Origin of the sequence: Mycolicibacterium wolinskyi (assembly GCF_002101965.1) — a bacterium.
GTDB classification, from domain to species: domain Bacteria; phylum Actinomycetota; class Actinomycetes; order Mycobacteriales; family Mycobacteriaceae; genus Mycobacterium; species Mycobacterium wolinskyi.
In genome coordinates this window covers 100,251-126,415 of record NZ_LQQA01000008.1, presented here as the reverse complement: position 1 = coordinate 126,415, position 26,165 = coordinate 100,251, and the positions used below count along the sequence as shown (strand labels likewise).

The 26,165-nt window shown below is 67.4% G+C and carries 20 protein-coding genes and 2 pseudogenes; 11 read left to right on the top strand and 11 right to left on the bottom strand.

The annotated features are described in order from the left end of the window. Positions 1 to 56 precede the first annotated feature (56 nt). The 6 genes and pseudogenes from AWC31_RS07175 to AWC31_RS07150 all read right to left on the bottom strand — a co-directional run. Positions 57 to 779, bottom strand: a complete 723-nt coding sequence (locus AWC31_RS07175; RefSeq protein WP_085143612.1) for a hypothetical protein — start codon at positions 777 to 779, stop codon at positions 57 to 59. Further along, entirely contained in the window at positions 779 to 3,064 is a 2,286-nt protein-coding gene (locus AWC31_RS07170; protein WP_085143611.1) for a TPR repeat domain-containing protein, read from the bottom strand. The genes AWC31_RS07175 and AWC31_RS07170 overlap by 1 nt, the downstream gene beginning before the upstream one ends. Positions 3,065 to 3,066: 2 nt before the next feature. After that, positions 3,067 to 3,384: a hypothetical protein gene (locus AWC31_RS07165; protein WP_067849891.1), complete on the bottom strand. Its 318-nt coding sequence runs from the start codon at positions 3,382 to 3,384 to the stop codon at positions 3,067 to 3,069. Positions 3,385 to 3,492: 108 nt separating this feature from the next. Next, a pseudogene (locus tag AWC31_RS07160) lies at positions 3,493 to 4,644 on the bottom strand (MinD/ParA family ATP-binding protein); the annotation flags it as partial. Further along, positions 4,632 to 6,467, bottom strand: coding sequence for a type VII secretion AAA-ATPase EccA (gene eccA / locus AWC31_RS07155; protein ID WP_067849893.1), 1,836 nt, complete (start codon positions 6,465 to 6,467; stop codon positions 4,632 to 4,634). The gene eccA and the pseudogene AWC31_RS07160, both read right to left, overlap by 13 nt. A gap of 22 nt (positions 6,468 to 6,489) precedes the next feature. After that, a pseudogene (locus AWC31_RS07150) lies at positions 6,490 to 7,713 on the bottom strand (MinD/ParA family ATP-binding protein); the annotation flags it as partial. 376 nt (positions 7,714 to 8,089) lie between these two features. Here AWC31_RS07150 and AWC31_RS07145 point away from each other — a divergent pair. The 9 genes from AWC31_RS07145 (at position 8,090) to AWC31_RS07105 (ending at position 13,526) form a co-directional block, all read left to right on the top strand. Beyond that, positions 8,090 to 8,413 (top strand): hypothetical protein, encoded by a 324-nt coding sequence (locus AWC31_RS07145; protein ID WP_085143609.1) that lies wholly within the window; start codon positions 8,090 to 8,092, stop codon positions 8,411 to 8,413. Then, positions 8,410 to 8,751, top strand: a complete 342-nt coding sequence (locus AWC31_RS07140) for a YbaB/EbfC family nucleoid-associated protein (RefSeq protein ID WP_085143608.1) — start codon at positions 8,410 to 8,412, stop codon at positions 8,749 to 8,751. Before AWC31_RS07145 ends, AWC31_RS07140 begins: the two co-directional genes overlap by 4 nt. 233 nt (positions 8,752 to 8,984) lie before the next feature. Continuing rightward, positions 8,985 to 9,278 (top strand): hypothetical protein, encoded by a 294-nt coding sequence (locus AWC31_RS07135; RefSeq protein WP_067849903.1) that lies wholly within the window; start codon positions 8,985 to 8,987, stop codon positions 9,276 to 9,278. 9 nt (positions 9,279 to 9,287) lie between these two features. Beyond that, positions 9,288 to 10,619 carry a hypothetical protein gene (locus AWC31_RS07130; RefSeq protein ID WP_133060121.1) on the top strand — a complete coding sequence of 444 codons (1,332 nt, stop codon included), beginning with the start codon at positions 9,288 to 9,290 and terminating at the stop codon, positions 10,617 to 10,619. 33 nt (positions 10,620 to 10,652) lie between these two features. Next, positions 10,653 to 10,949, top strand: coding sequence for a PE family protein (locus tag AWC31_RS07125; RefSeq protein WP_085143606.1), 297 nt, complete (start codon positions 10,653 to 10,655; stop codon positions 10,947 to 10,949). Between the two features lie 24 nt (positions 10,950 to 10,973). Next, complete coding sequence (locus tag AWC31_RS07120) at positions 10,974 to 12,056, top strand: PPE domain-containing protein (RefSeq protein ID WP_085143605.1); 1,083 nt, start codon at positions 10,974 to 10,976, stop codon at positions 12,054 to 12,056. Beyond that, a complete protein-coding gene (locus AWC31_RS07115; protein ID WP_085143604.1) occupies positions 12,053 to 12,862 on the top strand; it encodes an ESX secretion-associated protein EspG in 810 nt (269 codons plus the stop codon). Before AWC31_RS07120 ends, AWC31_RS07115 begins: the two co-directional genes overlap by 4 nt. 71 nt (positions 12,863 to 12,933) lie before the next feature. Then, a complete protein-coding gene (locus AWC31_RS07110) occupies positions 12,934 to 13,203 on the top strand; it encodes a WXG100 family type VII secretion target (RefSeq protein WP_067849912.1) in 270 nt (89 codons plus the stop codon). Between the two features lie 23 nt (positions 13,204 to 13,226). Beyond that, complete coding sequence (locus AWC31_RS07105) at positions 13,227 to 13,526, top strand: hypothetical protein (protein ID WP_067849915.1); 300 nt, start codon at positions 13,227 to 13,229, stop codon at positions 13,524 to 13,526. Between the two features lie 56 nt (positions 13,527 to 13,582). Here AWC31_RS07105 and mycP read toward each other — a convergent pair whose 3' ends face one another. From mycP to eccCa, 3 genes are read right to left on the bottom strand one after another with little or no spacing between them, the layout of a single operon-like run. Beyond that, positions 13,583 to 14,953, bottom strand: a complete 1,371-nt coding sequence (mycP, locus tag AWC31_RS07100; RefSeq protein WP_085143648.1) for a type VII secretion-associated serine protease mycosin — start codon at positions 14,951 to 14,953, stop codon at positions 13,583 to 13,585. Positions 14,954 to 14,991: 38 nt separating this feature from the next. Further along, complete coding sequence (eccD, locus tag AWC31_RS07095; protein WP_085143603.1) at positions 14,992 to 16,506, bottom strand: type VII secretion integral membrane protein EccD; 1,515 nt, start codon at positions 16,504 to 16,506, stop codon at positions 14,992 to 14,994. Next, on the bottom strand, positions 16,503 to 20,531 hold the full coding sequence (eccCa, locus tag AWC31_RS07090) for a type VII secretion protein EccCa (protein WP_085143602.1): 4,029 nt from the start codon (positions 20,529 to 20,531) through the stop codon (positions 16,503 to 16,505). Before eccCa ends, eccD (AWC31_RS07095) begins: the two co-directional genes overlap by 4 nt. Positions 20,532 to 20,619: 88 nt before the next feature. On the opposite strand from eccCa, the gene eccD (AWC31_RS07085) reads away from it, so the two are divergent. Continuing rightward, entirely contained in the window at positions 20,620 to 22,095 is a 1,476-nt protein-coding gene (eccD, locus tag AWC31_RS07085) for a type VII secretion integral membrane protein EccD (RefSeq protein WP_110774955.1), read from the top strand. 1 nt (position 22,096) lies between these two features. On the opposite strand, the gene eccB is transcribed toward eccD (AWC31_RS07085), so the two are convergent. Beyond that, on the bottom strand, positions 22,097 to 23,611 hold the full coding sequence (gene eccB / locus AWC31_RS07080; protein WP_085143600.1) for a type VII secretion protein EccB: 1,515 nt from the start codon (positions 23,609 to 23,611) through the stop codon (positions 22,097 to 22,099). Between the two features lie 100 nt (positions 23,612 to 23,711). Here eccB and eccE point away from each other — a divergent pair, with 100 nt between their 5' ends. Beyond that, positions 23,712 to 25,403 (top strand): type VII secretion protein EccE, encoded by a 1,692-nt coding sequence (gene eccE / locus AWC31_RS07075; protein WP_234816756.1) that lies wholly within the window; start codon positions 23,712 to 23,714, stop codon positions 25,401 to 25,403. Between the two features lie 6 nt (positions 25,404 to 25,409). On the opposite strand, the gene AWC31_RS07070 is transcribed toward eccE, so the two are convergent. Further along, positions 25,410 to 26,156 (bottom strand): DUF5336 domain-containing protein, encoded by a 747-nt coding sequence (locus tag AWC31_RS07070; RefSeq protein WP_085143599.1) that lies wholly within the window; start codon positions 26,154 to 26,156, stop codon positions 25,410 to 25,412. Positions 26,157 to 26,165: the final 9 nt, after the last annotated feature.

Here is a 26,165-nt window from a genome sequence, read left to right as displayed (position 1 = left end):
GCCACCGGCGGTTGCCGGGTTCCGACACGCCTGCGACAGGCGCGCGAGCGACTTCGTCACGTGACGTTGTTCGACCAGCCGGGGTAATTCGGCGCGGTCGGGACATCCTCGGTCACGTATGGTCGGCTGCCCGGCATCAGCGCAGGCCAGGCCCCGGGTTCCACACCGGGCGTGGGCCGCCCCCCGCATGGGTTCGGGGTGTCCGCCGGCTGCCTCGCCCATTTGACGGTGCGCCACGATCCGAACATCGCGGCCTGTGGATAGGTGTCTCGACCTCGCTGGCCTGCCGGTGGGGTGGCTTCGCCCGCTTTCTCGACCGTCAATTCCCAGTAATGGCTGCCCATGCGGTTGAACGTGAACCGGCCGTCGGTATCTTCGACGCCTAGTTGCCGTTCGTAGATGCACAGCCCAGCGGTGAGCCGGTCCTCATGGTCGACGACCCCGATCACTTCGAAGCGATTGACCCCGTGCAGGGCATCGTCGGGTCCGAGGGCGAAGAAGCTCTCGGCATAGTCCTTGGCGGGCCCGGTCAGCGTCTCCCAGAATCCCGGGTAGGCGGCGTCGCGGTTGCTGTTCGCCGCCGCGAGCCGCAACGACTCGACGCTGGCCCGCAGATACGTGCCTTCGGCGGACAGCAGATCCAGCCCGGCCGGATCACTCCACACGATCGTGAAATGCGACAGTGCCCGCGGATCGACCGGCGCAGGCGGGGGAGCGGACGGTTGTGGGGTCGTACAGCCGCCAACCAGCAGAGCCGCGGCGATAACCCGCAGGCGCATCAATTCCCTGATGGTGTCTGGATCTGGCCGGCCCGTGCACCGCGGTCGTACTCGTTCTCCCACTCGGTGATGTCGATGCCGTAGTGGTCGCGCAGCCGCTCCTTGACTGCCTGCTGATCGTCGAGCCCGTTGACTACGAGGCGTACCTCACCGTTGGCGTCTGTTTCACGTAGATCCGCGAAGGCCGGGTCGTCGATGACCGACGGGTCCTCCGTCTGCAGCCCGTTGAGCATGTTCTGCACGGTGACGTCGGAATCGACCTGACCCGTTGCGACGTCGTTGGGCCTGCCGTTGTTCGGATCCATCGCGGCCTGCTGATCGACGATGCCCATCAGCTCGAGCTTGGCGTGTGGGGCGATGATGTCGACAGCCCACTTGCCGGGCTTGATCCCGGCCGCGTCGAACGCGGTGGTCGCCACCGACTTCGCGGTGTCGAAATTCGCGGAGTTGAGCGCGTACTCGTACTGCGCGTTGTAGATGTCGTTGCGGTCCATCGACGCCTTGGCATCGGCGGTGCCGTCGACGAGCGCGCTGTGCATCTGCCCTGCGATCTGGGCGTAGGTGCTCGCGGCCTCACCGCTGCCGTACTCGGCGGCCAACGCGTTCTCCTGCGCGTAGGTGTGCGTCGCGGCCTTGGCCCCGGCCTCGGGATCGCTGGCAAGTACGGCGTACATGTCGGCGAGTTGGCTCTTCTCGTCGAAGTTGTCGACCCCGGGGATGGTCTCGGCACCGGCGAAGGTGCTGTAGTACGGCGCGAGGTCGTCGGCGAGGCTTCGCATGAGTTCCGGGTTCAGCTGGCCGGCCGAGATCTTGTCCTCATAGCCGGGGACCCGCAGCAGGTCGGCCTTGTGCTCGGACATGTAGTCCGCCGTCGCCTCGGCGATATCGCCGTGCAGTTCGGCGTTTTTCGCGTCGACCGGATCTCCCGGCGTCGTCACCGCGTCACCGGCGGACGTGTCGAACAGCGCCGACACGGTCTTGCCGTCGTCCTGCCACTCGTGCTGGAAGATGTTGCCGATCAACTTCTCACCGGTGTCGGGGTTGGTGACCGCGGCGGCGACGGCGAATTCGTCGTCGGCCACCGCGCCGAACATCGGCTCGGTGATCTGGACTTCCTTCGGATCGGCACCGCGGTCGTCGATCGAGAACATCATCTGGTCGCCGCCCGTTTCGGCGCGCACCTGTGCGTCGAGGTACTTGCCCGCGACGTCGAGCACTTTGTGGTCGAGGTCGGATCCGGCCCGCATGTTCGAGTCGCTCATTCCGGCGATCCGCGCGATCGCCTGGTTGGTGCCGACGCCATTGACATTGATGGTGTCGTACACGACCGGGAATCCCGTGCTGGCGCCCGCAGTGAACGTACCGTTCTCCACGAGGTCACTGCGCGTGAGGGAATCCCGCATCTTCTGCGGCAGCAGGTTGAAACCGCCATTGGTCGGGACGTCGTAGTTGCCCTCGACGGTCGCGGTGACGCGGCCGTTGGACGCGATCTGGAACATGTTGGCCAGGCCGGTACGGGCTTCCGGCGGAAGACCCTTGAGCATCTCTTCGATCTCTTCCGGCGTCTTCCCGTCGAGCGAGCGCATCATCGCGTTGATGTATTCCATCTGCGATGCCGAGATCTCGACCGGCTGGCCGGACTGGAGCGCGGCGAGCTGATCCGGCGTCAGCGAGCCGGCCTCGATCAAACGTTGCAACACATCCGGCGGGATGTTCCCGTCGAATATCGCGCTGCCGTCGGAGGTTCCCTGCTGACCGCTCAGCGATGCGGGATCGGTGAACTTGGCGATCAGCCCGGAGGCGAGGTTGTTGATCGTGGTCGCGCCGTTGTCGTCGGCGGTGACGAGGGCGTCGACGAGGGTTTTGAGTTCGCCGGCCAGCAGGCGCATCCGGGCGGCCCGCTGTCCGGTGTCCTGGATGCCCGACGGGTCGGTCAGCGACCAGTCGTCGTGCACCAGAAACTGCTCACCCGAGATCGCCGAGACCTTGTTCAGCACGTTGGTCCGCGCGGTGACGATGTTGTCGCGCACCCCACGCGCGGTGTTCGCCGCCGACTGCACCTCGTCGACCAGACCCACCGCGACCTTGCGGTCGGCGTCGGCCCGGGTCTGGGCGGCCTCCGCCGCCTTGCCCTCCCAGTAGCCGCCGTCGGCGGTGTTCTTGACCTTGTTCACATAGGAGTCGAACTTCTGCTCGATCTTCGTACCGAGATCGTCCCAGCCCTTGGCGATGTTGCCGATCACGTTCGGGTCCATGTTCTGGACCTGGGACTTGGTGAAGCCCATCGTCATTCACCCCACGTGCCGGTGGCTTTGTTGAACGTGTTGACGACGTCGAGAAGCTTGCTCTCGTCGCCGTTCTGGAACTTGTCGGCGATGTTGATCATGATGTCGCCGGTCTCGCTGAGCCGCTCCGAACACGTCGGTATCAACGTCGTGTTGAGCACGTTGTACTGGATGTTCTGCATCGCGCCCACGCTCTTGAGGGCTGCCGAATCGGTGCCCATCATCATCGGTCCGAACTTCATGCCGGTGACCTCGACGGCGAGCCCTCTGAGATGTCCACCCACGGTGCGCATTTGATCCAGATCGGCTTTCAACGACACAGCAGTCCCCCTGCAGTTGATTGATCCCGCCGCTGCCGCCGCCCTCGCCGGCAGAACACAGATTCCAACGCTAGTCGCCGAATCTCTTGCGGCGCAATACCCGAAGCACTACTCGACCCGCATCACCGGCCCACCCGCCCGCCGGTCGGTGCGGACAAAGGCGTCTGCGACCGTCGCGGCGAGTTCGATGAACGCGTCCTGCGTCTTGCGATTCATCAAGTTCAGGACAACTTCCGAGCCTTCGGCGAGGTGATCGTCGAACGGGATGAAATGAACAGCACGTGAACGGCTTTGGAAATATCGCATCAGTTCGTCGATATCCATCGACGTGGCCCCCGGACGCGACGAACTCACCACCACGACGGCATTGGCCACGAGATGCCCGTAACCCTGGTGGGTCAGCCAGTCGAGCGTGCCCTGCGCACTCGTGGCCCCGTCCATCGCGGGCGAGGTGACCAGGATGATCGCGTTCGCCTCGTCCAGGACGCCCTTCATCGCCGAGTGCATGAGACCGGTTCCGCAGTCGGTGAGGATGATGTTGTAGAACCGCTGCAGCAACGAGATGACCTGGCGGTAGTCCTCTTCCGAGAAGGACTCGGACACCGCCGGGTCGCGTTCGGAGGCCATGATCTCGAGGCGGCTCTCACCCTGCGACGTGTAGGCCCGCACATCGGAGTACCGCCTGATCGACGTGTCGGCCAGCAGGTCACGCACGGTGGCCCGGGTCTGGTCGGGGCCGCGTTGAGCCAGCGTGCCGAAATCCGGGTTGGCATCCACGGCGATCACCCGGTCACCGCGGATCGACGCCAGCGTGGCCCCCAGCGCGACGGTCGTCGTGGTTTTGCCGACGCCGCCTTTCAGCGACAGCACCGCGATCCGGTAGTCGCCGCGCACCTCCTTGTTGACGCGGGCGACAAGTGCCCGCCGGTTGCGGTCGCGCGGCGATTCACCGGGATTGATCAGGCCGGCGGCCAGCAGGTACACGAGCCGTCGCCAACCGCCGCTGGGCCTGCGCTGCACGGGTGCGATCAGGCGCAGCTGTTGCGGGCCCGCGGCCACGGGCTGTCCGGCCATCGCGCCGGGATGCTGACCCGTCACGAACGGGGTTTGCAGCGGCGGATGTGGTTGGGGGACATACCGTGTCGAGTACGTCGAGCGTTGGTTGAACACCTCGGCGTCGGCCACGCGCGGGATCTGGCGCGTCGGCTCGTCGAGTTCGGCGGGCCCGTCGCTGCCCGAAGGCGCCGTCATCGGTTCTCCTTGTGCATGTCCATGTGCATTTCGAGCACGTTGCGCAGACCGGCCCGGATGTCGGCCGGTTCGATCCGCCGCAACACGTCCTCGCTGAGTGAATCGAGGTCGACGTCGGGGTCCTCGCTGAGCCGGAAGGCCCGTTCCTCCTCGGCGGATTCCACGACGTTGCGGATGAAGCGACCGTTGCCGGCGATGTCGATGCTCAACCGCCGTTGCCCGGCCTGGTCGAGCGATTCGGTCTCGCACAATTTCCGGCACACCGCGATCAGCTCACGGTAGGCGTCGTCGGTCAGGTCGGAATCTCTCGCTCTGGCGATCACCCGGGCGATGTCACCCAACTCGTCGGCACTGTAGGAACTGAACCGGATACGACGCGAGAACCGAGACGACAGACCTTCGTTGGCCGCCAGGAACCGGTCGATCTCCCGGTCGTAGCCCGCGATGATCACCACGAGGCGGTCCCGGTCGTCTTCCATGCGGGCCAGCAGTGTGTCGACGGCCTCCCTGCCGAACGCGTCACCGCCGGCCAGACCCGACTGGATCAACGTATAGGCCTCGTCGATGAAGAGCACGCCGTCGAGGGCACGGTCGATGAGCTCGGACGTCTTGATCGCGGTGCTGCCCAGATGCTGTCCGACGAAATCGGCACGGGTGGCTTCAACCACCGACGGCGTCTTCAAAAGGCCGAGGCCGCAATAGATCTTGGCGATCACCCGGGCGATGGTGGTCTTGCCGGTCCCGGGTGGGCCGGTGAAGGCGAGATGCAGGCTGCGGGGTACCGAGCTGAGACCCTTGTCTTCGCGGACCTTCGCCAGTTTGGCGGTCGACCGCAGCTTCGCGACCTGCGTCTTGACCTCGGCCAGGCCCACCTGACGGTCCAACTCCTCTTGCGCTTCCCGCAGGAAGCTGTTGTTCCGGTCGGCCTGCTGCTCGTCGTCTCGCTCGCTGTGCGATCGCGCCGATTTGGGATCCCACTTGTCGGTCCGCGAATCGATCGTCTCTTGATCGGTGATCATCAGCCGGTATTTCGGATCTCGCAGTGCCGCCGCATTCGCCGTGAATGCCGGATCCTCGCTGTAGAGACGCTCGAACACCGCGCGGGCCTCGTCCTCTTTGCCCATCTCCCGCAGCGTCAGGCCGCGGCAGAAGTCGGCGGCCTGGCGGGCCGCCGGGATCGGCCCGGTGCCGGCTTGCTCGAGGCGCCGGATCGCCTCGCCGAACAGACCGAGCTGAGCACACGCGGTGCCCACCATCATGTTCGCGCCCGCGGCGATGAACTCGTCGCGGAACGACGCCGAATTGGCCAGGGTGACAAGGACATCCGGCCAACGCTGGGTGAGAAAGTGCATCACGCCGCGGATGTAGGCGCAGATCTCGTCCGATGCCGCGTCGCCGCCGGGCATCCGCGCCCGGATCCGGTCGAGCTCGTCGAGGGTGTTCTCGGCTTCGGTGTAGTCCTTGCCGGCGATCATGCCCGCCGCATACGCGAGCCAGATCTCGGTGAACGAACTGAGGTCGTAGTCGATGTAAAGATTGGTGTGGAACCGTCCGCTGAGCGCGCGGCCCGGCAACCCCAGTCGGCGCTGTTCGCGAAACAACGTGGTGCTGCTCGTGCGGTAGAGGTGGTAGATGATCTCGGGGCTGGACTCGCCCGCGGCGACGCGCCCCAACCACGCATCGCACATATCGGGGTCGTACTCGGTGGCGCGCGCGAACGCCAACTTCGCGTACTCGACATCCCGGTCGGTCTCGACGCCGTTGATCGGGATTCCCAGTGACAGCACTCCCGCGTCGAACACGCGCTGGGCGTCTCTGCTGCGTCCGCTCATTGTGTCCTGCCTGTCGTGTGGTTCAGGCGTCCGGCCCCGCATACGGCCGCCCGCCGTTCGGCCTCAGGAGCGCGAACTTCTCCGCGACGGCCCCGGCCAATTCGACGTATGCCTGGAACGTTGCCGGTTTGAGCAGTTCCATGTCGACCTCGCCCCCCTCGGCCAGGTGGGAGTCGAATGGAATCAGGTGAACAGATCGGCACCGGGATTCGAAATGCTCGTAAACCTTGTCCATCCGGACCGCGGTTCCGCCCGGCCGCGACGCGCTCAGCACCAGGTGAGCCTCCCGCACCAGATCCGAATATCCGTGCTGGGTAAGCCATTCGAGGGTGGCCGACGCGCTGCGCGCGGCATCCAGTGCAGGCGAACTGACCAGCACGACGGCATGGGCGAGATCGAGGACGCCGCGCATCGCCGAATGCATGATGCCGGTGCCGCAGTCGGTGAGGATGACGTTGTAGAAGTTCTGCAGGATGTCGATCGTGCGGCGGTAGTCGAGTTCGCCGAACGCCTCCGAGATGGCCGGGTCGATCGGGCTGCCGAGCACCTCGAGCCGGCTCTCCGACATCCGCGTGTAGTAGCGCACGTCGGAGTACCTCGTGATGTTCGGGTCCGACAACAGGTCTCGCACCGTAGCGGTCGACGGGTCGTTGATGCGCTGAGCCAACGTGCCGCGGTCGGGGTTCGCATCGACCGCGATGACACGATCGGTGCGGATCGTGGCGAGCGCCGAACCGAGTCCCAGGGTCGTCGTCGTCTTACCGACTCCACCCTTGATCGACAACACCGCGATCCGGAAGTCGCCCCGGATCGGCTGTCTGATGCGGCTGTACAACTCTTCGCGGCGCCGGTCTCGAGGCGAGTCGCCCGGATTCACCCTGCCTGCGGTTGCTCGGTAAAGAGCCCGCCGCCAACCCGATTGCGGGGCGAAGCGGTCACGGTTGGCGATCGCCGCGTCATCCAGCGGCCGCAACGTGTGGTGCGGTGGCGGGTATGCGGGCATGCGCTCGGCCGGGTTCGGCGGTGACAGCTGTGGAGGCTGCGGCAGCAGTGGCGGCGGTTGTGGTGGCGAGGGGACCGGCGGCGGATTCGGCGACGCGATCACCGCGGGGTCGGTCACGTCGTCCACTGCCTGCGGCGCCTCGACGTCCACCGGCCGATCCGGGCCGAGCAGTCGCAACAACTCCGCGGCGCGCGCTTCCACCGGGTCCTGCGGTGCGACCGGCGCGACCGGATCGGGTTGCGGGACCGGCTGATACGACGTGGCTAACTGCTCGCTGTGGGCTTCGCCGTTGCCGTTGCGATGCCGTCCGGGTCGGTTCTGAGGCTCGTCAGCAAACTGGTTGTCGTCGGCGTAAGACGCACCGTCGTGTTCTTCCTGTGCAATGTCACGACCCAGCAACGAATGTCGCGGCCCTACCGACGGCTGCTGATAGCCGTGCAACCAGGGCGGTTGAGCAGGCGCCCCACGGTCATTGGCCAACTTCTCCCAATTCCTTTCCACTTCATACACAGCTCTATCGGCGCGCCCGGTTGGTATCGTACTGAAGATCCGGGGCCGTAGTAACTCGACTTCGCCGCCTCACCCGTCGTTCCAGCAAACTCTCTGTCGAGGAGTTTCGATGGCAGAAGTTCCCACCGCCACGTCACGTAACGGGGGAATCGCCGTTTCGACAACCGAACGCGGACTGCCCGTCGCCCTGCGGATCGACCCTCGCGAACTGCAGAAATCTCCCGAACTCCTCGCTGCCGAGATCCTCGCACTCTGTCGCCTGTCCGCCGTACGGGCTCAGGTCGCGCGCCGCCGCGAGCTACTGTCGCAGAACGTTTCACCAGCGGTGATACGAAACCTGAAGCTGGCCAACGAAGAAGACCTCAGGATGGCCGAGGACCGCGCCGCGGAAGGCGACGACGTGTTGCCGAGCAGCTGGATGCGATCCGTATGACCGGCCTCGCCGACGCGGTGGTCGCCCGCATGGCGCGCCAGCGCGACCTGCTCGCGGCCATGCAGGAGCAGTGCGCGGCGATCCGGGTGCGCGCGACGAGCCCCGACCGGGCGGTGACCGTCGAGGTCGATGCCACCGGTGCGATGACCGACCTCACCATGGGGGGCGCAGCAACCCGATTGGGCGCGCAAGAGCTCGCGAATCTGATTGTGAACATTGCGCAAACAGCAGCCAAAGCCGCGGTAGACCGTCGGGATCGTCTCGTCGAACAGTTCAACTCGCGGTATCAGGAGATCGAGCGCGAACCGCTGCGGCGGTCGGACGAGACGATCGGCTGAAGCGCCGCCTTACGTCGGAGAACGCCGACCCTCGATCGGCCGTGTGCGACACTTCGCGAACGTCGCCGCCACGCCCCGTGTGTTTTGTATTGGCACACAACTATTTCGAGTCGGGGGGTCGCCAAAGAGACTGGTACGGGCTAGGCTTCAGTTTTGGGCTTTGGTGTTAGCAGTTGCCACAATCCCCGCAACGTAGCGGGCCTGCGCACACGACAGCACACCGGGGGTTTTCAGTGAGTTCTGGATTGACGGCTGTGCCCGTCGGCATGGCGGCCTTCGCCACTGCCAACGCGACGGCCGGCGAGGTGATCAGCGCTGCGGGATCGGCGGATTCGGCCGCGATGCTCGCGGCCGCCGCAACCGCCATCGGGCCGATCGGTGCTACCTACCTGGCGGCGTACGGGCGTGCGCAAGCGACCAATCTGGCCGGCACGTTGCTCGTCGGCGGTGTACACGCCGGTATCGGCGGCGTAACCTCCGGCGCCAGCGCGGGCCTGTCATCCGCCGACTCCGGCTTCTCCGCCTAGGCGTTCGCTGTGGCTGCAATACCCCAGCCGACTGCTGCGGTGACGGGCTCGGGCGATGTCACAGCGCAATTCGCCGGCCAGCTCCCTGGGTTCGACGCGAGCGCGGTGATCGCCGCGCAGGAGCACGGCCTCGCCGAGTATCTGAACCTGCCGGTGCAGGAAATCCTGGCGCGGCTCGGGTTTCCGCCGCTGCCCACGGCGCCGCCACCGGGCCCACTCCCGCCCGAGGGCGTCCCCCCACCGAATGCGCCGGCCAGTCCGATGGATCCGGGGCAATTGATCAAACCCGTGACCGATGCGCTGGGCACCCTCGGCGACGGCGTGTTCGAAGGGCTCGATCCGACACAGATGTTCGACGGCGTCGCACAGGCCTTCGACAGCTCCAACAGCTCCCTGGCATCGGCACTTGGCGATCTGACCGGAAACTGGGAGGGTGCCGGCGGCACTGCCGCGGCCGCCAAGACCGCCACCGCACTCGACAACGGCGCCGCGCTCAGGGCTCAGGCCAACGCACTGCGCAACTCGCTCGCTGCCGCCGCGGCGACGGTCAAACAGGCCGAGGCCAGGCTGATCGAGATCATCGGCGAGTTCATGGCGACCATGGCCGCGATCGGTCCCAACATCATCTTCCCGTGGGGCTGGGCCGCCGCCATCGCCGCGGCCACCGAGGCAGTCACCCGCGCCACCGAGACGATGGCCGAACTGCAGGCCGAACTCGCCGCCCAGACCGCGGCGGTCACCGCGGCGGGTGAACCGGTTCCGGTGACCGAGGCACCGCTGACCACCACCGCCGTGCCGAGTCAGCTGACTTCGGCGACCTCGTCGGCTTCGGGTGGCTCGCAGGGACTTTCCTCGCTCATGAGTGCTGCGACGAAGGCCGCGCAGGCCGGCACGCAGACCGCGACCGATCTGGCCTCGCAGCTCAGCGGCATGGCGTCCCAGGGCACGGCCGGTACGGCCGGTTCCACGGCGGCTGCCGCGGGCACCGCGGGCCGCGCCGGCCATGCGGCGGGCGGCGGCGGAAGCGCGGGCGGCGGTGCCGGTGGTGGCAGCGCAGGCGGATCCGGCGCCAGCACGCTCGCCGCCCGATCTGCGCCCCCGATGCCACCGGTGAGCGAGGACCTGGGTCGGGCGGTCGCCTCGTCGGCGCGCGCAGGCGCAGCACTCGGCGCTGGTTACGGCGCTCCGATGATGGGCGCACCGATGGCGCCGATGGCCCACGGCGGCCGGATGGCCGGTGGGGACCACACCGCCCCGGCCTTCCTGCAGACCACCGACCACGGGGACGAAATCGTCGGTGACCTCGGTACGGCAGCACCGCCGGTGATCGGGGAGGCGTGAACCGATGCGAATCACGACAACAGGGGAGAAGACATGGCCGATTCACAAGGATTGTCGATCCGCACCCGCGAATTGGGTGACGCCGCCACGCGGCTCGATGCCATAGCCGACCGGCTGGAGAGCCTGCTGCGCGCCGAAGAGCCTCAGCTCAACACGGTGCCGGTCGGTCGCGATGAGGTTTCCGTACGGGCGTCGTCCACGCTCAACGAGGTGCACACGTCCTATGCGAAATCGGCCGCACTCGGCGTCACGGAGCTCCGCGAGGTAGCCGCGGCGCTGCGCTCGAGCGCCGGGAATGTCGCTGCCGCCGACGCAGAGTTCACCGTCTGACAGGCCGAAGGGTTCGGATTCACCGTGGGTTACACCGGCGTGGTGTGGGAGTCGCGAAGCACCGAACAACTCGCGCGCGACCTCACCGAGGGCCCCGGACCATCGTCGGTCGGCGATGCCGGCGCGGCCTGGGTCCGGGTCGCCAACGGTTTCAACGCCGCAGCCACCGAGTACACCCAGCTCCTCGACCGGGTCCGCACCTCGTGGGAAAGCCAACACGCGCCGGATGTGTTGGCACGTCTGCAGGAGCTGGGCGATTGGCTGCAGGCCAAGGCGCTCAACGCCGCCGCCAACGGCCAGCGGGCCGAACAGGCCGCCGTGGCGGCCACCGTCGCGATCCTGGCCATGCCGAGCGTGTCTGAGGCCGTCGAAGGCGAGGCACAGCGCGACATGATGGCCTCACTTGCCGCCTACAACGGCGCCGTCCTGGCCGGATCGTTCGCCGAATTCGACGCTGCGGCAACGGCTGACCAGGCCAACGCCGCCGCGGTCATGCAGCAGTACGAGAACGCGGTCGCACCCCTGGCAACGGCTTGGGAAGAGCCGCTGCCACCCGAGGTCGCCAAAGGCGATGCCGCGGCTGCCGAGCGGGCCGCGGCCGCAGCGGCCGCCGGTGCTGCGGGCGGCTCGGCGGGAGCAGGCGGCGGGGGCTATGCGCCGCCACCCATGCCGTTGGGTCCGCACGCCGGCCGTGGCGTATCGGGTTCCGAACGGCCGAGCAACAGCGGCCGGGTCTCGGCGGTATCACCAGCGGCCGCGTCGACCATGGCCGGTGCGCCCTACGCACCGATGGCCGGGCTCGCGCGCGGTCAGGACGGTGGACGTGACCACGAATCGATGTACCCGCCAGAGGTTCTGGAGGGCGGCGGCGAAGCGGCCGCCGGTCTTGCCGCGAACGGTTCCACCTGGCTGCCTGCGACCGGTATCAACGACACACCCATCCTGGTCGACAGCGTCAGCTGGGGTCCCGACACCGCGGCTTTCGACGGGCTTGCCGACCCGGGAACCGCACCCGACGAGTTCGCCGATGATTCGCGCACCCTCGAACAGGTCTCGGACAGCTGGGTTTCGCCTGCCGTCATCGGTGCAAGCTCGGAGGAGCCGTGAGCACGCGGGCCGCATCGGCGTTCGGGCTGACCGACGACGAACTGCAGGTGGTCGGCTCGCGACTCGGTGTCACCGAGTTCCCGACTGTGCTCGCCGTACGGCCCAGGCACGGCACGGTCGAGGCGTTGGCGAGGGCCGCCGATCTGGCCACCGGGCAGTTGGCGGCGCGGGGTCTGATCGGCTCCGACGGGGTCGACACCGAACTCGCCGACATGGTGACGGCGCTGCGACGCCCGGCTCGGGAGATCGCCATTCGTCTGGTCACACCCGATGGGTTGGCCCGGATCTCGCTCGTCCAAACGGGATTCATGTGTGTGGCGGCCCGCCGGACCGGAAATGGCCTGCAGCTCAGAGCGATCGATTCCCATACCGGTACTGCCGGTGCGGTGATCGCCGAGCTGCCCGCGAGCCAGCCCGCCGCGGTCGAGCCCTTCAGCGCACCGGCCACCGACCTGGCCGAGTGCCTCAGCGGCGGACACAGCGCCACATTCTTCACCGATCGATTACGGGCCCTCGGCGCCGGGCACCAGGTGGCGTCGGCCCTCGGGTCCGCGTTCGCGGCCCGCATCGCGTTCGCCGAGATCGTGTGTCACGTCCTCGATGCCGCGGCCGATCGTGTGGTCCGCGTGCCTGGTGCGGTCGCAGTCTTCTACACAAAGCGCGGCAGGTTGGTGTCGGCTCCCAGCGTGTCGCCGTCCGGTCAGCTGTGGACGACCATCAAACCCGGTTCGGACCACCGTGTGATGCAGGCGATTTCACAACTCGCCGAACTCACTCCGAGCGGGTGGGAAGGGGACGCCCGGTAGTCGCCAATAGCAGACGAAGACCTGACAGCGCCTAGGTAGATCGAAACAACCACCAGATAGGAAACGCACCGATGGTAGTAGCACTCACACCGCAGGAAGCCGCGGCCAAGATCACCCAGATCGACGAGGCCATGGGCCGGGCCCGCAGCCTGGTCGCCAAGATGCAGGGCGAGACCGAGACCATGGTCAGCGGTCCGTGGAACGGTGTCGCGGCAGGCAAGTTCAACGAGTTGAAGACCGGTCAGCACGATGAGTACAACCTGCTCATCCAGACGCTGACCAACGTTGCCGAGAAGGGCAAGAAGCACATTCAGAGCATCGCCACGGCGGACCAGGCCTAGAGCGGGAAGAGAAGGAGACGAACATGTCGTTCGACGGCAGCACGATCAAGTACGACTTCGCGCAGAACCACGGATTCCTGGATGCGCTCGACTCCGGACTCGGGGACGCGCGCGCTCTGCAGGATGAGGTGAACAATGTGTTCAACGTGCTCTACAGCGTCTACGAGGGCGAGGGCGCCCAGGCGCTGCAGCTCACGCACAAGCAGCTCGCCGGCTTGATGGAGCAGGCGGTGCAGGACATGGTCGTCGGCAACACCCGGGGCCGTGATCAGCAGGACCTGATGGCGGCGCTGGACCGCGCCAACGCCGCCGACTTGGTGTGACGCGCAAGCGGGGCGCCCGGACTATCCGGGTGCCCCGCTTCGCTATTCGTTGATTCTCAGAGATTTTCCGACTGTTCGGCGTTGCGGCGACGGTATGCCACGCTCAGCGCCCACGCGAACACCATCGCGGCCACGCAGCCACCTGCCGCGATGAACGCGATGTTTCTGGCCCGGTTCGCATCGGGCCCCGGCGTGGGTGGGCCGGCGATCGGAGTACCGCGAGCATCGTCGACGTCCTGCGTGACGAGATCCGCGGTGAGAGCCGCGACCGGATCGACGACGCCGTATCCGCTGGCGATGTTGGGACCGGCACCCGGCGTTCGGGCGGTGCGCTCGATACGCTCCATCACTTGTGCCGCAGACAATTCCGGGAACCGCGCCCGTACGAGCGCAGCGACCCCGGCCACGTACGGTGCGGCGTAGCTGGTGCCGTTGATCGGTGCCAGACCGTTCTGCCCCGGTATCCCGTTGATCAGCCCGGGACCGTTGGGGTCGAGTGAAACCACCTGTTCACCCGGAGCCGCGACGTCGACCCAGGGGCCGTTGAGGCTGAAATCGGAGGGCTCGCCGTACGGAGACAGCGAACCGACCGTCAGGACATAGTCGTCGAACCAGGCCGGGCTGGCCACCGTCCGCACGTCCGGCCAGGCGGTGTCGACGGGCAGGTTCGGGTCGGCCATCGTGTTCTGCGCGCCGCACGGACCCTGTTTGTCGACATTGCCTGCCGCCGCGACCACCACGACGTTGCGGTCGAACGCGTACCGGACCGCCCGGCCCAAGTCCGCATCGTCGATCCCGATACCCGATGGGGCACAAGCCAACACCGACAGGTTGATGACGGTGGCACCCAAGTCGACGGCCCTCGTGACGGCCAGGGCCAAGGTGTGGGTGTTCCCGTAACCCGCGGCGCCGGTACCGGGGGACACTGAATTCGGGTCGTATGACTGGCGGCCGCCCTTGACGGCGAAGGACAAGCTGTTCTGCCGGATCGCCAGGATCGCGGCGTCCGGCGCCACCCCGGCGAACGCGTCGTCTGCGCTCGGCGCGGCCGCGATGATGCCTGCCACGAGCGTGCCGTGGGCATCGCAATCGGACAAACCGTCGGTGCCGGACACGTAGTCACCACCGGGTTGCAGCACGGGCAGACGCGGGTGCGGGTTGACCCCGGTGTCGATCACCGCGACCTTCTGCCCGGCCCCGCGCGAGTATGCCCACGCGTCGCGGTAGTGCAGCATGGCCTGCGCGATGGGGGCCAGCCGGTAGTCGGTTTGCGGTCGGCTACCCCCGACCGCGCACACGGTCTTTTGTTCGGTCGGATCGGGCGGGGCCACCGGGCCCGCGGGGGCGGGCCCGGGCGGTACGACGGGCGGTTCCACCGCGAATGCGGTTCCCGCTCCTGCGGTTCCGGCGATGATCAGTAGGACCATCGCGATGGCCGGCACGCGGTCGAGCCGCCTCCACACGGTCACAGCCCGCCGGCGCGCAACTGTGTGTACACGTCGAGCACCGCCAGTGCCACGGGAACAAGTGCGGCGACCGCGAGGTAATTCAGATAATCCAGTGTTCGCTCGCGGCGGCGCGACCGGGCCGGCCCCGCGAATACCGCGGTCGCGGCGCCTCCCGCCACGATCAGCCCGAGCCCGGCCAAGCCGGTCGCGGCGAATTCCGGTGGGCCTGCCGTGGCCGCCACGCACGTGATGATGATCACCACGGCCGCCGTGAGCAACACGCCGGACTGCTCGGCGGCACTGCGACACAACCGCACTCGCAAACCGAAGACCACCGCGCACAGTGCCCCTAAGGCAAGGTCGGGCCATCGGGGCTGCCCCCATGGCGTCAGCAGCAGCGCCATACCGGACACCAGGGCCGCCCCGCAGCCGACGTACAACGCCGCGCGCACGCTCACCGCGGCGCGACCGCGTTCCCTGATCTCGTCGGCGGTCGGCACCGTCTCCACGAGTTGCCGCCTATCCGGCAGCGAGCGGTCCGCGCCGGTTCCGAACGGATCGTCGAGCGCCTCGACCGGCGCCGCGGTGGAACCCGTTCGCAGGTCGAATCGGTCCCATCCGGCGGTCACCCGGGGAACCGCCCAGCACAGCAGCAGCGTCACCAGACACACCGCCACTCCCAACCGGTCATCGGTGACGCCGAACCCGGTCCGGACCGCGACCACCACGCCCATGACCGCCGCATACAGGGCCCCGGCGAGATAGCCACCGCCGCCGGCGCCGATCAGCCGGTATGCCCCGTAACTGAGCACGATCACCGCGCCGCATGTGGCGACCACACCCCAACCGGGCAGCCCGGCGAAGATCGCCAACGATGCGGCGCCGGCGAGAAGTATTGCCGCCCAACCCAGTACGGCTGCGACTCGCCCGTAGGAATACATCCGCTGTGCCACGGTGGCCGCCGCGACGAGCGCCAACGCGCCGGCGAGGTCGAGGCCGACGATCACCGGCCGCGCCGGATCGAAGCGCATGTCCAACGACATCCAACCGAGGATGCCCACACACGCGTACAGCGCCACGATCGCCATCACCGCCGCAGACGTCGGCCCCCACGACGCATACGAGGCGCGATTGAGCTGGGCCGCGGCGTCGACCACATCGTCGTAACGGATGGGCGGCAACAGCGTCGGCTCGGCACACAAGGTCAGCACATCGCCGTGCCGCACGCCCGCTTCCCGCAAGGTGCGATCGGCGGGCAGCTCCTGAGAACCTCGCGTCAACGTGTTACGCGACGTCCGTTCGTCATCGATCGACGCCGGCTCCTCGCCGGTGCGTTCATGATCGGCGATCAGCCGCACGAGGTAGGGCAGGATGTCGGCGACGCGAGCGTTGGCGGGCAGCGTGATGTCGACCTGGGTTCGTCCACTGCTCACCGAGACCCGCAAGTGCTCCGGTATGGGCGACACGGTGCGGATCGGGGTCAGTTCGTCCACTCCGGTCGGCATCCGGTAGCGGGGCGCGGTCAGGCTCATGCGTCCGGCATCCGTGACAACTGCACGACGCCGCTCGGCATCGTCCGCGACACCAGATAGCCTCTGCCGGGCGGCATTGCGGTGGCTTTCACACCGCCGAAGAGGTTGCCCTCCTCGCGCGATCCGCTCATGATGAGCGCGTTGCACGACAGGTCCTTGAGCCTGCCGATGAACGGGTCGAAGATCGCGCGCCCCGCCCCGCCGCTGCGCCGCGTGACGATCACGCGAAGGCCGATGTCGCGGGCCTGCGCCAGATACTCCGCGATGGGTGCCAGCGGATGGTTCATGGTGCTGACCGCCACCAGGTCGTAATCGTCGATCAACACGTACAAGTCGGGTCCCGACCACCACGACCGGTCGCGCAGTTGCTGTTGTGTCACATCGGTCGGCGGCAGCCGGTCCTGCAGCGTCGCGGCCAGGCTCATCATCAGTTCGCCGCAGGACTGCGCGGCTGTGGCATAGCCGCCGAGATGGTTCGACTCGACCGCACCGAGCAACGACCGGCGGTAGTCGACCAGAAACAGCTTCGCCTGTTCCGGAGTGCTGTTCTCCAGAACTCCCTGGGCGATGTTCCGCAGGAAATTGGTCTTGCCCGATTCCACGTCGGCCAGCGTGACGAAGTGCGGTTGCGCATCGAAATCGACGACGACCGGCGCCAATTCGGCTTCGTCGATTCCGATTGCGACGCGACCGTGCCCGAGCAGACCGCGCTCGGCAGCCAAGGCGACGACGCGGTCGCGCTCGAGATTGTGCGGAAGCATCCGCACCGGCGGGGCCTGCCGGGTGCCGTAGTGCGCGGCGACCGCGTCGGATGAGCGGGCCACGCCCTCCGGTAGGTCCTCGACAGTCGAGCTGGAATCGAGACGAGGCAGGCCGATCAGCAGATGCAGCTTGTCGCGCGACACCCCGCGCCCCGGAACGCCGATCGGCACCACTTCGGCGACCTTGCGGCCCATCTCGCTGTCGACCGGGTCGCCGAGGCGCAGTTCGATCCGGGTGCCGAGCATGTCCTTGACCGCGGGCCGGATCTCCATCCAGCGCGTGGCCGACACGGCGAGGTGGATCCCGTACGACAAACCCTGCACCGCGATGGATTGCAGCGGGCCCTCGAGCGCCTCGAAATCGCTACGGATCGAACTCCACCCATCGACCACGAGCACGACGTCGCCGAACCCGTCACTTGCCAATGGGTGCTTGGCGGCCTCGGCCGCTGGTAGTTTCGCGAGCTCCGCCTTGCGGCGCCGGAACTCGCGCATCGACTCGATGCCCGCCTCGCGGAACAGCGCTTCGCGTCGGCGCAGCAGGCTCGACACCTCCGCCACGGTGCGGCGGATGCGGTCGGCATCCATGCGGCCTGCCACCGATCCCACATGCGGCAGGCGGGCCATGCTGGCCAGTGTGCCGCCGCCGAAATCCAGACAGTAGAACTGCAACTGCTCGGGGGTATGGGTGGCGGCGCCCGCCATGATCAACGTTCGCAAGGTGGTCGACTTCCCCGACTGGGGGCCACCGATGACCGCGAAATTGCCTTCGGCACCGGACAAGTCGACGGTCAGCACGTCGCGACGCTGATCGTAGGGGCGGTCCACTATGCCCAGCGGCATCGACAGTTGCCCGTTGACGTTGACGAGGTCGCTCCACACCGCGCTCGGCAACAGGTCGTTGACCGCGGGGCTGTCATCGAGCGGTGGCAGCCACACCTCGTGCGCAGGCCGGCCGTGCCCGGCCAACCGGCTCACCACCACGTCGAGCACGGTCGCCTTGATCGGCGTCTGGGCGGTGCTCCCGGTGTCGGGCTCGGGCACCGGTTCGTACACCGGCGGTTCGACTTCCTTGGGCACCGGCACAGCCGTGAAGAGCTTGGGCCGCAACGCCGCACCCGGCCCGCCGCGGGCACGCCGGGTGACCGCGCGCGGCTTCACATATTCACCCGACACGTAGCAGGTGTTGAACCGCTTGGGTTCGTCGGCGTCGCATTTGAGGTAGGCCGATCCGGGCACATTCGGCAGATGGTAGGCATCCGGCACCCCGAGCACGCTGCGGGATTCGCCCGCCGAGAACGTCTTCAACCCGATCCGGTAAGACAGATGCGAGTCCAGGCCCCGCAGCTTGCCCTCCTCGAGCCGCTGCGACGCCAGCAGCAGGTGGATGTGCAACGACCGGCCCAGGCGACCGATCATCACGAACAGTTCGGCGAAATCCGGTTTCTGCGAGAGCAGTTCGGAGAACTCGTCGACGACGATGAACAACGCGGGCAACGGGTCCAGGTCGACGCCGCTCGCGCGGGCTCGCTCGTATTCGCTGACATTGGGGAAATTGCCTGCCGCGCGCAGCAACTCCTGCCTGCGGTTGATCTCGCCGGCCAGCGCGTCCTGCATGCGGTCGACCATGGTGAGTTCGTCTTCCAGGTTGGTGATCACCGCGGCTACGTGCGGGGCCGCGTCCAACCCCAGAAAGGTTGCGCCACCCTTGAAGTCGACCAACACCAGGTTCAGCAGCTCGGGCGAGTGCGAGGTGATCATGGCCAGCACCAGTGTCCGCAGGAACTCGGATTTACCCGAGCCGGTCGCACCGATACAGAGGCCGTGCGGGCCCATGCCGCCTTCCGCCGACTCCTTGATGTCCAGCTCGAGTGGCAGGCCGTTGGGCGTGTAGCCGATCGGGACACGTAGCCGTTCCCGCGGCGAACGCTGCCGCCACACCTGTTCGGGAACGATCTCCGCGGCGTCGTCGACACCCAACAGCGTCATCAGGCCGGGGTCGGTCGCCCGGGTCTCGGTCTCCAAGCTGACGATGTGGGCAGCATTGGCGGGCCGGTACCGCCCGATGCGACGCGCGGTGGCCTCGGCCTCGGCCAGGCTCAACGCATCCGGGGTGGCGAACCGTTCCACGTCGGCCGCCGTTCGCGCCGCGATCCAGTCCCGTTCCACCACGAGGTGCAGACCGCCCTTGGCCGACACTCGCCCAGCGGTGGCATTGAGATCGAGCAGCGTGGTGTTCTCGATACCGGCCTCGGTCGCCAGGCGCTCGTCGCCGGCGACGTATCCGTCGTCGAGGATCACCACCAGATGCCGGGTGCCCTGGTTGAGCGGGATCGTGCGGCTGAACCGGCCGCGCTGGCCCAGGTCGATCGCCAGGACGTTCTCGAGATCGCGCAGCGACGAGAAAACGAGCCGCGATGTCCCGAGGCCGTCACTGTCGGTCTGGTGCTGCGCCTGGGGCAACCACTTCACCCACTGCCAGTTCTCACCGTCGGGATTGGCTGTGACGACCGCGATCTCCAAATGCTCCGGCCCGTGAAAAACGCACAGCTCCAGCAGCATCGAGCGGACCAGCTGCCGGGTCAGCCCGGGCTCGCCTTCGAAGTCGACAACCGGGAACGCCCGCAACGACACCGCGGTCGGCATGGCATGCGCGACCGAATGCGTCCGCACGAAGCGGCGCAGCGCCACCGTCGACACCGGCTCGAGATCCTCGGCGGGACCGGTTTCCGGCGCCAGGAGCCGGGTCGCCAGCCGATGCGTCCCGACGCCGACTCGCACGTGGCAGAAGTCTCCGTCGGCGGGCCTGCGTTCCCACATCCGCCGGGTCCCCACGACGTCCGGCAAGGTCCGGGGATCGGGGTGGCTCCACTGCAGTGCGCGGCGTTGCTCGTCGCCCGTCTTCTCCGCGTCGTCGCGCAGGTTCGACAGATACCGGAAGTAGTCTTTGCGTTCCTCGTTGAGTTCGGCGGCGGCCTTGCCGGATCGGGTGCCACCGCCCATGAACATGCCGACCATCGACAGCAGCATCATCATCGGGAACATCATCATCATCGGGTTGGTGGCCATGGCGCGGCCACCGACGGTGAACATCAGTGCGATCATTCCGATCACGGCGATGACCATCACCACCGGGAGCAACCGGATGAACAGGTTGCCCGGGATGACCCGCGGAACCTCGGGCGGAGCCTGCAGATTGACCTCGCCACCGGGCATCCGGGGCACCGCGACTCGCGTCCGTCGCACGAAACCCTGCGTCCCCACCGAACATCCCCCCGGCGCCAACTGTCGTCCCCGGCTGCTAGTTTCCAGACATCACCTTACTGACCGCGCGCACGATAGGTTGCCGCAGATGACCCTGCCCCCATCGCTTGCGGACCTGGAAACCCCGTCGGGGACCGATACCGGGCTCACTCGCGTCACCGTGTTGATCGGCGACCTGCGGCTGGACGTCGGCCTGCCGGAGGATCTCGAAATCCGCAGCTACATGGCCGATCTGCTCGACATCGCGAACGCGCAGCTGACGGCGCGGGGAGCCACGCATGTACGGTTCGACGACACAGCCGACCGGTGGAGCCTCGCACCGTTGGGCCGGCCCGTGATCGAGCCGGACCGAACACTGTCGTCAGCCGGCGTGTTCGACGGCGACGTACTGATCGTGCGGGCCTGTGCAACTCCTTCGGTGCCAACCTTGTTCGACGACATCGAGGGCGCTGCCAATGCCTCTACCGCGCGCCGGTGGCTAAGTTCGCACCGAACCGGTCTGGTGGCCTTCAGCTTTGCATTTCTGGCCGCAGTCGCCTGGTCATGGCAACTTCCGCAAACCGGCCCCGCCGTCGTCGCAGCTGCCGTCACGCTCGCGTGCGGGGTGATTCTCGTCGGCGCTGCCTGCGCCGTAACCCGCCGCGACGACGGCCTTTTCGCGTCGGTGGCACTCTCCGTGCTCGCGGTTCCGCTGTTGTTCACCGGATCGTTGTGCGTTATTCCCGATGGTTTCGCCGTACCGTCACTTCCGTTGGCGTTCGGCGTCGTAGCGCTTGCGGCACAACTCAATCTGCAGATCACCCGCACGGGCCACGTGTTCCACAGCTTCGTGATCGCGTTGTCGCTACTCGGGGGTGCGACGGCGGTCGCGGTCAACCTCTGGCACCCGCAACCGCGGGCGCTCGGGGCCGTCGTCTCGACGGTGTCGGTCATCGTGCTGTACCTGGCGCCGCGCGTAACGATCCTGCTCTCCCGGCTGCCACTGCCGCGCGTACCGACCGCAGGTGAACCTCTCGACGAGATCGAGACCCACGGCGGGGCCACCGTCGAGGGCGTCAGTGCGATCGGCCTACAGGTGATACCCACCGAGGAACGTCTGCTGCACCGGGTGCGGCGCGCCAACGAGTACCTCACCGGGATCCTCGTCGGTGTCGGCATCACCGCGATGTTCGGCTGCTACCTCGCCGTCGACACGTCCGACGGTTTCTATTGGCAGGGAACGCTGTTCGCGGTGGTGGTGGCCGCCGCGATGTGTCTGCGCGGCCGCACGCACCATGACCTCGTGCAGTCCGCCACGATGATCGGTGCCGGCTTGAGCATCGCGGTCCTCACGGTGTTCAAGACCGCGGCCGAACTTCCCGCCTGGCATGCCCGCGCCGGACTGGCCGCGGTCGCACTGGCGACGCTGGCGTTGTTGTGCGGACTCATCGCACCGCGGCTGGACTTCTCGCCGGTCATGCGACGGTGGGTCGAAATACTCGAATACCTCGCGATCGGGCTGGTTTTCCCGCTGTGCTTCTGGATCGTCGGCCTCTACGGCTACGTTCGCGGCCTGCGGCTCTAGGTCAGTTCTCGGGCAGTCGGAACGGCCCGCCCGCGGCGTCGGCCGACATGCCATCGTGCGCGATGAGCGCGGCCTGCTGGGATAGCTCGGGACCCGCGGGCAACAGCGACAAGATCGGCCACGGCGCCAGTTGCGGAAGCTTGTGTTCACCGTGCGGGTTGGCGGGGTCGTCGACGCCATGCACCCCGAGCGCACCGGCGGCGGCCGGATCATGAATGTGGAAGCGCTGACCGGTGTCGGCGACATAGAACAACTGACCCATGGCACCCGACGCCGGTGCCGCGCCGACCGCCTGAACGTATTCTCCCGTACCGGGTTTGAGATACACCGAATCCAATTCTGGTCCGTTGCCGTCCGCGGTGGCCAGCGGCACGGTGCCGGCGCCGGGCGGCATTGGCAACCTCCGACCGATCAACATCTGCGTCGAGGCCGAATTCTCGGTGTTGCCGCGCTGCCAGGCAAAGCACACGACGGGGTCGGCATGCACGTCGGCGATCTTGGGCGTGACCGTCGGGTAATGGCCCAACGGAAGCCGCTCGACCACCGGCACCGCGGTGAGGAGCGCCGGTGACACGGTCTGCGGCTCACGGTCGGCCGCGGGGTCGCCGTAACGGATGATGTCGGCGGTCGGGGGTGAGATCTGCTGAACCCCGTCGGCCAGCACGACGAAGAGCTTGTCACCGGCGGTGTCGGAGGTCCGGATGATCGAACCCACCGTGACCGATTCCGGCAAAATCGCCGGACCGCGCTGACCGGCACCCGGAACCGACACCGGAACGATGGGCGCCGCGAGCGGGAACGCGTTGAGCAGGCCCGGTGAGATCTCGCGGGATTCGGCCCCACTCAGACGCAACGCGTTGGCCAGCACCGGGTCAGCCGGATCGATCGGCGCGCGCACCCCGTCATACAGCAGATAATCCTGCCCGGCTGCCCGCACGAGCACCGCGTCGCCGGACCCGGCCGACCGGGTCTCGCCGTTCAACACCGGCTCGTTGGCCAACACCGACGTACGTACCATTCGTGACCCGGTGCTCTCCACGACCGCCGGTGTCTCGGTCGCATCGCACACGGTCCAATTGGATTTCGACATGTCATCGCCGCCGGCGATCGACATCGGCGCGCCGACGATGCCCACCACGGGCCCGCGTTGCAGGGCAGCCAGCTTCTTGTCGTCGACGACGGCGGGCACTTCACTGCTGCCTGCGATCAACCGGGCCGATGCCACGTTGAGGGCCGGGTGCGCACGGTCGCCGATCCGGACGAATATCGCCCCGTTGGACTTGCTCAACAAGATGTTGGCGTTGCCGACGGACGGCTGCGGCTTGAAGAACGCCAGGACGCCGCACGCCCCGACGATGATGATGCCGATCACGAGACCGACGAACATCGATCTTGTCTGCCCGCGCATCGGATCATGGATCATGCGCGAATCCCCGCGGATCAAGGCATGTTCCAGACGGCGAAGCAGGAACCGATATCCGTTTACCTGCGCACGAGTCGTGATTTGCGCCGGCACTCGACATCCCCCTGTCAGATCGGCGGCAGGGCCCCGACTTTACACCGCGGCTTAGACTGCATGGTAAGTCTTTCCGCCTCCGGAGGAGGATCATCGACGCGTGGCCACCGCAACCGAGCAAGCCCCACAGTATCGACTTCTGGCCTCCACCAACATTTATCCGCAACGTGTGCTTCCGTTAACCGAACTGGTGTTGGCACAGATCGTCGTCGTGCTGGCGGCGGTGCTGTGGATCTGGACGCGCACGCCATGGTGGATCTGGGCAGGCGGTGCGGTACTGCTCATCGCCGTGATGATCGGCCGCTGGCGCGGCGTCAGCTTGCTGAAGGCCGCGGCGGCGCGGTGGGCGTTCGTGCGTGGACGTCGCCGACGCGCCGACCTGGTCGAGGTCCCCGACGCGTTCGACCACGTCACGGATGCCGCCGATCCCGACGGGGGTCCATACGGGTTTCGTTGGGATGGCCGAACTCTCGTCACGGTGCTGCGCATCGAGGACAAACCCGAAGACCTCACGGTCATGGAACCCGGCTCCACGGTGTCGGGGGAGATGGTGCCGCTCGAGATTCTGGTCGAATGCTTGCGGCAATTCGACCTCGAGCTCGATTCGATCGACGTGATCAGTCACGGGTCGAGATCGCACGGACACACCCCGCTGGCCACGGTGTATGACGCCGTCCTGGGCCCGTTGCCCGCCATCGCGCACCGAACCGTATGGGTGACGATCCGATTCGACCCGTCACGCTGCCCGGAAGCGGTCGGACTGCGCGGCGGTGGTCGCACCGGTATGTTGCGCACCGCGATGGTGGCCACCCGCCGGGTGGCCAACCGGCTGACCGAGGCCGGCATGCGGGTACGGGTCTTGGCGGCGGCGGAGATCGGCCAGGCCATCAGTCAGCTCTGCGGCGGCGCGAATTTGGCCAATCTGCACGAGGATTGGGATTACTGTGCCGACGGCAACTTCCGGATGACGAGTTTCGGGCTCACGCGCGACATCCTCACCACCGAAGGCCTCGGCCGGCTGTGGACGGTGCCCAGCTACTCGACCACGGTGGCCATATCGCTGCGGAATTTCGGTGCCGACGCGACCGGAATCACCGGCACCGCCCGCTTCGACAGCTTCGGCCCGGTCAACCGTGCTCCGGTGGGCGGGTTGGCTGACCTCCCGGGCCGCCAACTGCCCGCACTCATGGCGAGTTTGCCGACGACCCGCCCGGCGCACGAGGTCACCCCGTGGTGCTTCGGCAGTGCCAGTACGGATTTCAGCGATATCCGGATACCGGCGTCGGGGTGCGGGCAGGTGATCGGCGCCGACGACTACGGCCGCGCCGTCGCGCTTCCGATGTTCGGCCCACGGATCGCTCGGGTCGAGATATCCGGATCGCTGCACCTGGTTCAGCAGGTGGTCCTACGGGCGCTGGCGCTGGGCGCCCGAATCCTGGTTCACACCAATCGGTCCGGCATGTGGCGGGACATGATCCACAATGTCGACGACAGCCGGCTGTTGTGGGTCACCGATTTCAATCGCGGTGCGCTGCAAGCCGGTTCGGAGCGTAACTACACCGTCGCGATGTTCGACGGCGTGCCGGAGGCCGCGACTCGCGTCGGTGTCACATCGATCGTCGTCCTGCCGCCAGGGTCGGCGGTGTCGGGTGGCGCCGACGTCACGTTGCAGCAGATTCGCGACGAGGCCGATCGGGTGGTGGTGACGACCCGCTCGGACACCGCCGTGGTGACCATGGTTGCCACGCATGAAGAGCTGCGTTACATCGGCCGGTCGCTGCACGCCGGCTGACCGGGGCTAGCGGGCCTGACCACGGTCCGTGCCGGCGCTCCCCGGATGTCCGGGCATCGGTTGGGGATTGTGTCCCCACACACCGTATGGTGTGGCCGAACCGCCGGCCGGCTGAGCACCGGTCGCCGCAGGGGATGCGGGTGGTGTGAACGGCACTCGAGGTGGCTCAGGCGCCTGGCGTTGCTCGGCAGGCGGCCGCTCGTTGTACGTTGCGGATTGCTGGGCCTGGCCGAAGGCGGCGCCCCGCTCCTGCTGGTGGTAATCCGTTGTTCCCCATGGTATTCCGGAGTATCCGGCGAACTCGGCTCCAGGCGCGGGAACTTCTCGCTGTACCGGCGGGGCCGGTGCCCGTCCCACCGGTGCGGACTCGAGGCCGATCAGCACAGCGATCACCGCCTGCGCGGCCGCCAGCACGACGATCACGATCAGCGCCCACCCGATCGCGGCGCCGGCAGGCTTGTCGATCAGCGCCATCGCCACCAGCAGTAGACCGAAGACCGAAAGGACGGCGACGATTGTCCGGTACTGCCGCGCGTGCGTCCGCCGGGCGGGGATCGCCAGGAGTCCGGCGAGCAACAACGCCAGGCTGCCGATGCCGGCCCATGTGGCCGTAGCCGCCGCTGCTCCTCGGTACACCGGCCCGGCGTGGAAGCCGAACCCCACCACCCCAAGGGCCGTCACCCCGAGCACGGTCTGCATCGGCAGACTGCGGACACCGGTGGATGTGACCTCGTGTGCTCCGATCGGCTCCATCGCGGCAGC

Coding starts and splice junctions, on each gene's coding strand:
- AWC31_RS07145 (WP_085143609.1), top strand. CDS start 8,090: ATGGCAGAAGTTCCCACCGCCACGTCACGTAACGGGGGAATCGCCGTT.
- AWC31_RS07110 (WP_067849912.1), top strand. CDS start 12,934: ATGGTAGTAGCACTCACACCGCAGGAAGCCGCGGCCAAGATCACCCAG.
- AWC31_RS07140 (WP_085143608.1), top strand. CDS start 8,410: ATGACCGGCCTCGCCGACGCGGTGGTCGCCCGCATGGCGCGCCAGCGC.
- eccA (WP_067849893.1), bottom strand. CDS start 6,467: ATGAGCGGACGCAGCAGAGACGCCCAGCGCGTGTTCGACGCGGGAGTG.
- eccD (WP_085143603.1), bottom strand. CDS start 16,506: ATGAGCCTGACCGCGCCCCGCTACCGGATGCCGACCGGAGTGGACGAA.
- eccD (WP_110774955.1), top strand. CDS start 20,620: ATGACCCTGCCCCCATCGCTTGCGGACCTGGAAACCCCGTCGGGGACC.
- AWC31_RS07175 (WP_085143612.1), bottom strand. CDS start 779: ATGCGCCTGCGGGTTATCGCCGCGGCTCTGCTGGTTGGCGGCTGTACG.
- AWC31_RS07125 (WP_085143606.1), top strand. CDS start 10,653: ATGGCCGATTCACAAGGATTGTCGATCCGCACCCGCGAATTGGGTGAC.
- AWC31_RS07070 (WP_085143599.1), bottom strand. CDS start 26,156: ATGGAGCCGATCGGAGCACACGAGGTCACATCCACCGGTGTCCGCAGT.
- mycP (WP_085143648.1), bottom strand. CDS start 14,953: ATGGTCCTACTGATCATCGCCGGAACCGCAGGAGCGGGAACCGCATTC.
- AWC31_RS07105 (WP_067849915.1), top strand. CDS start 13,227: ATGTCGTTCGACGGCAGCACGATCAAGTACGACTTCGCGCAGAACCAC.
- AWC31_RS07170 (WP_085143611.1), bottom strand. CDS start 3,064: ATGGGCTTCACCAAGTCCCAGGTCCAGAACATGGACCCGAACGTGATC.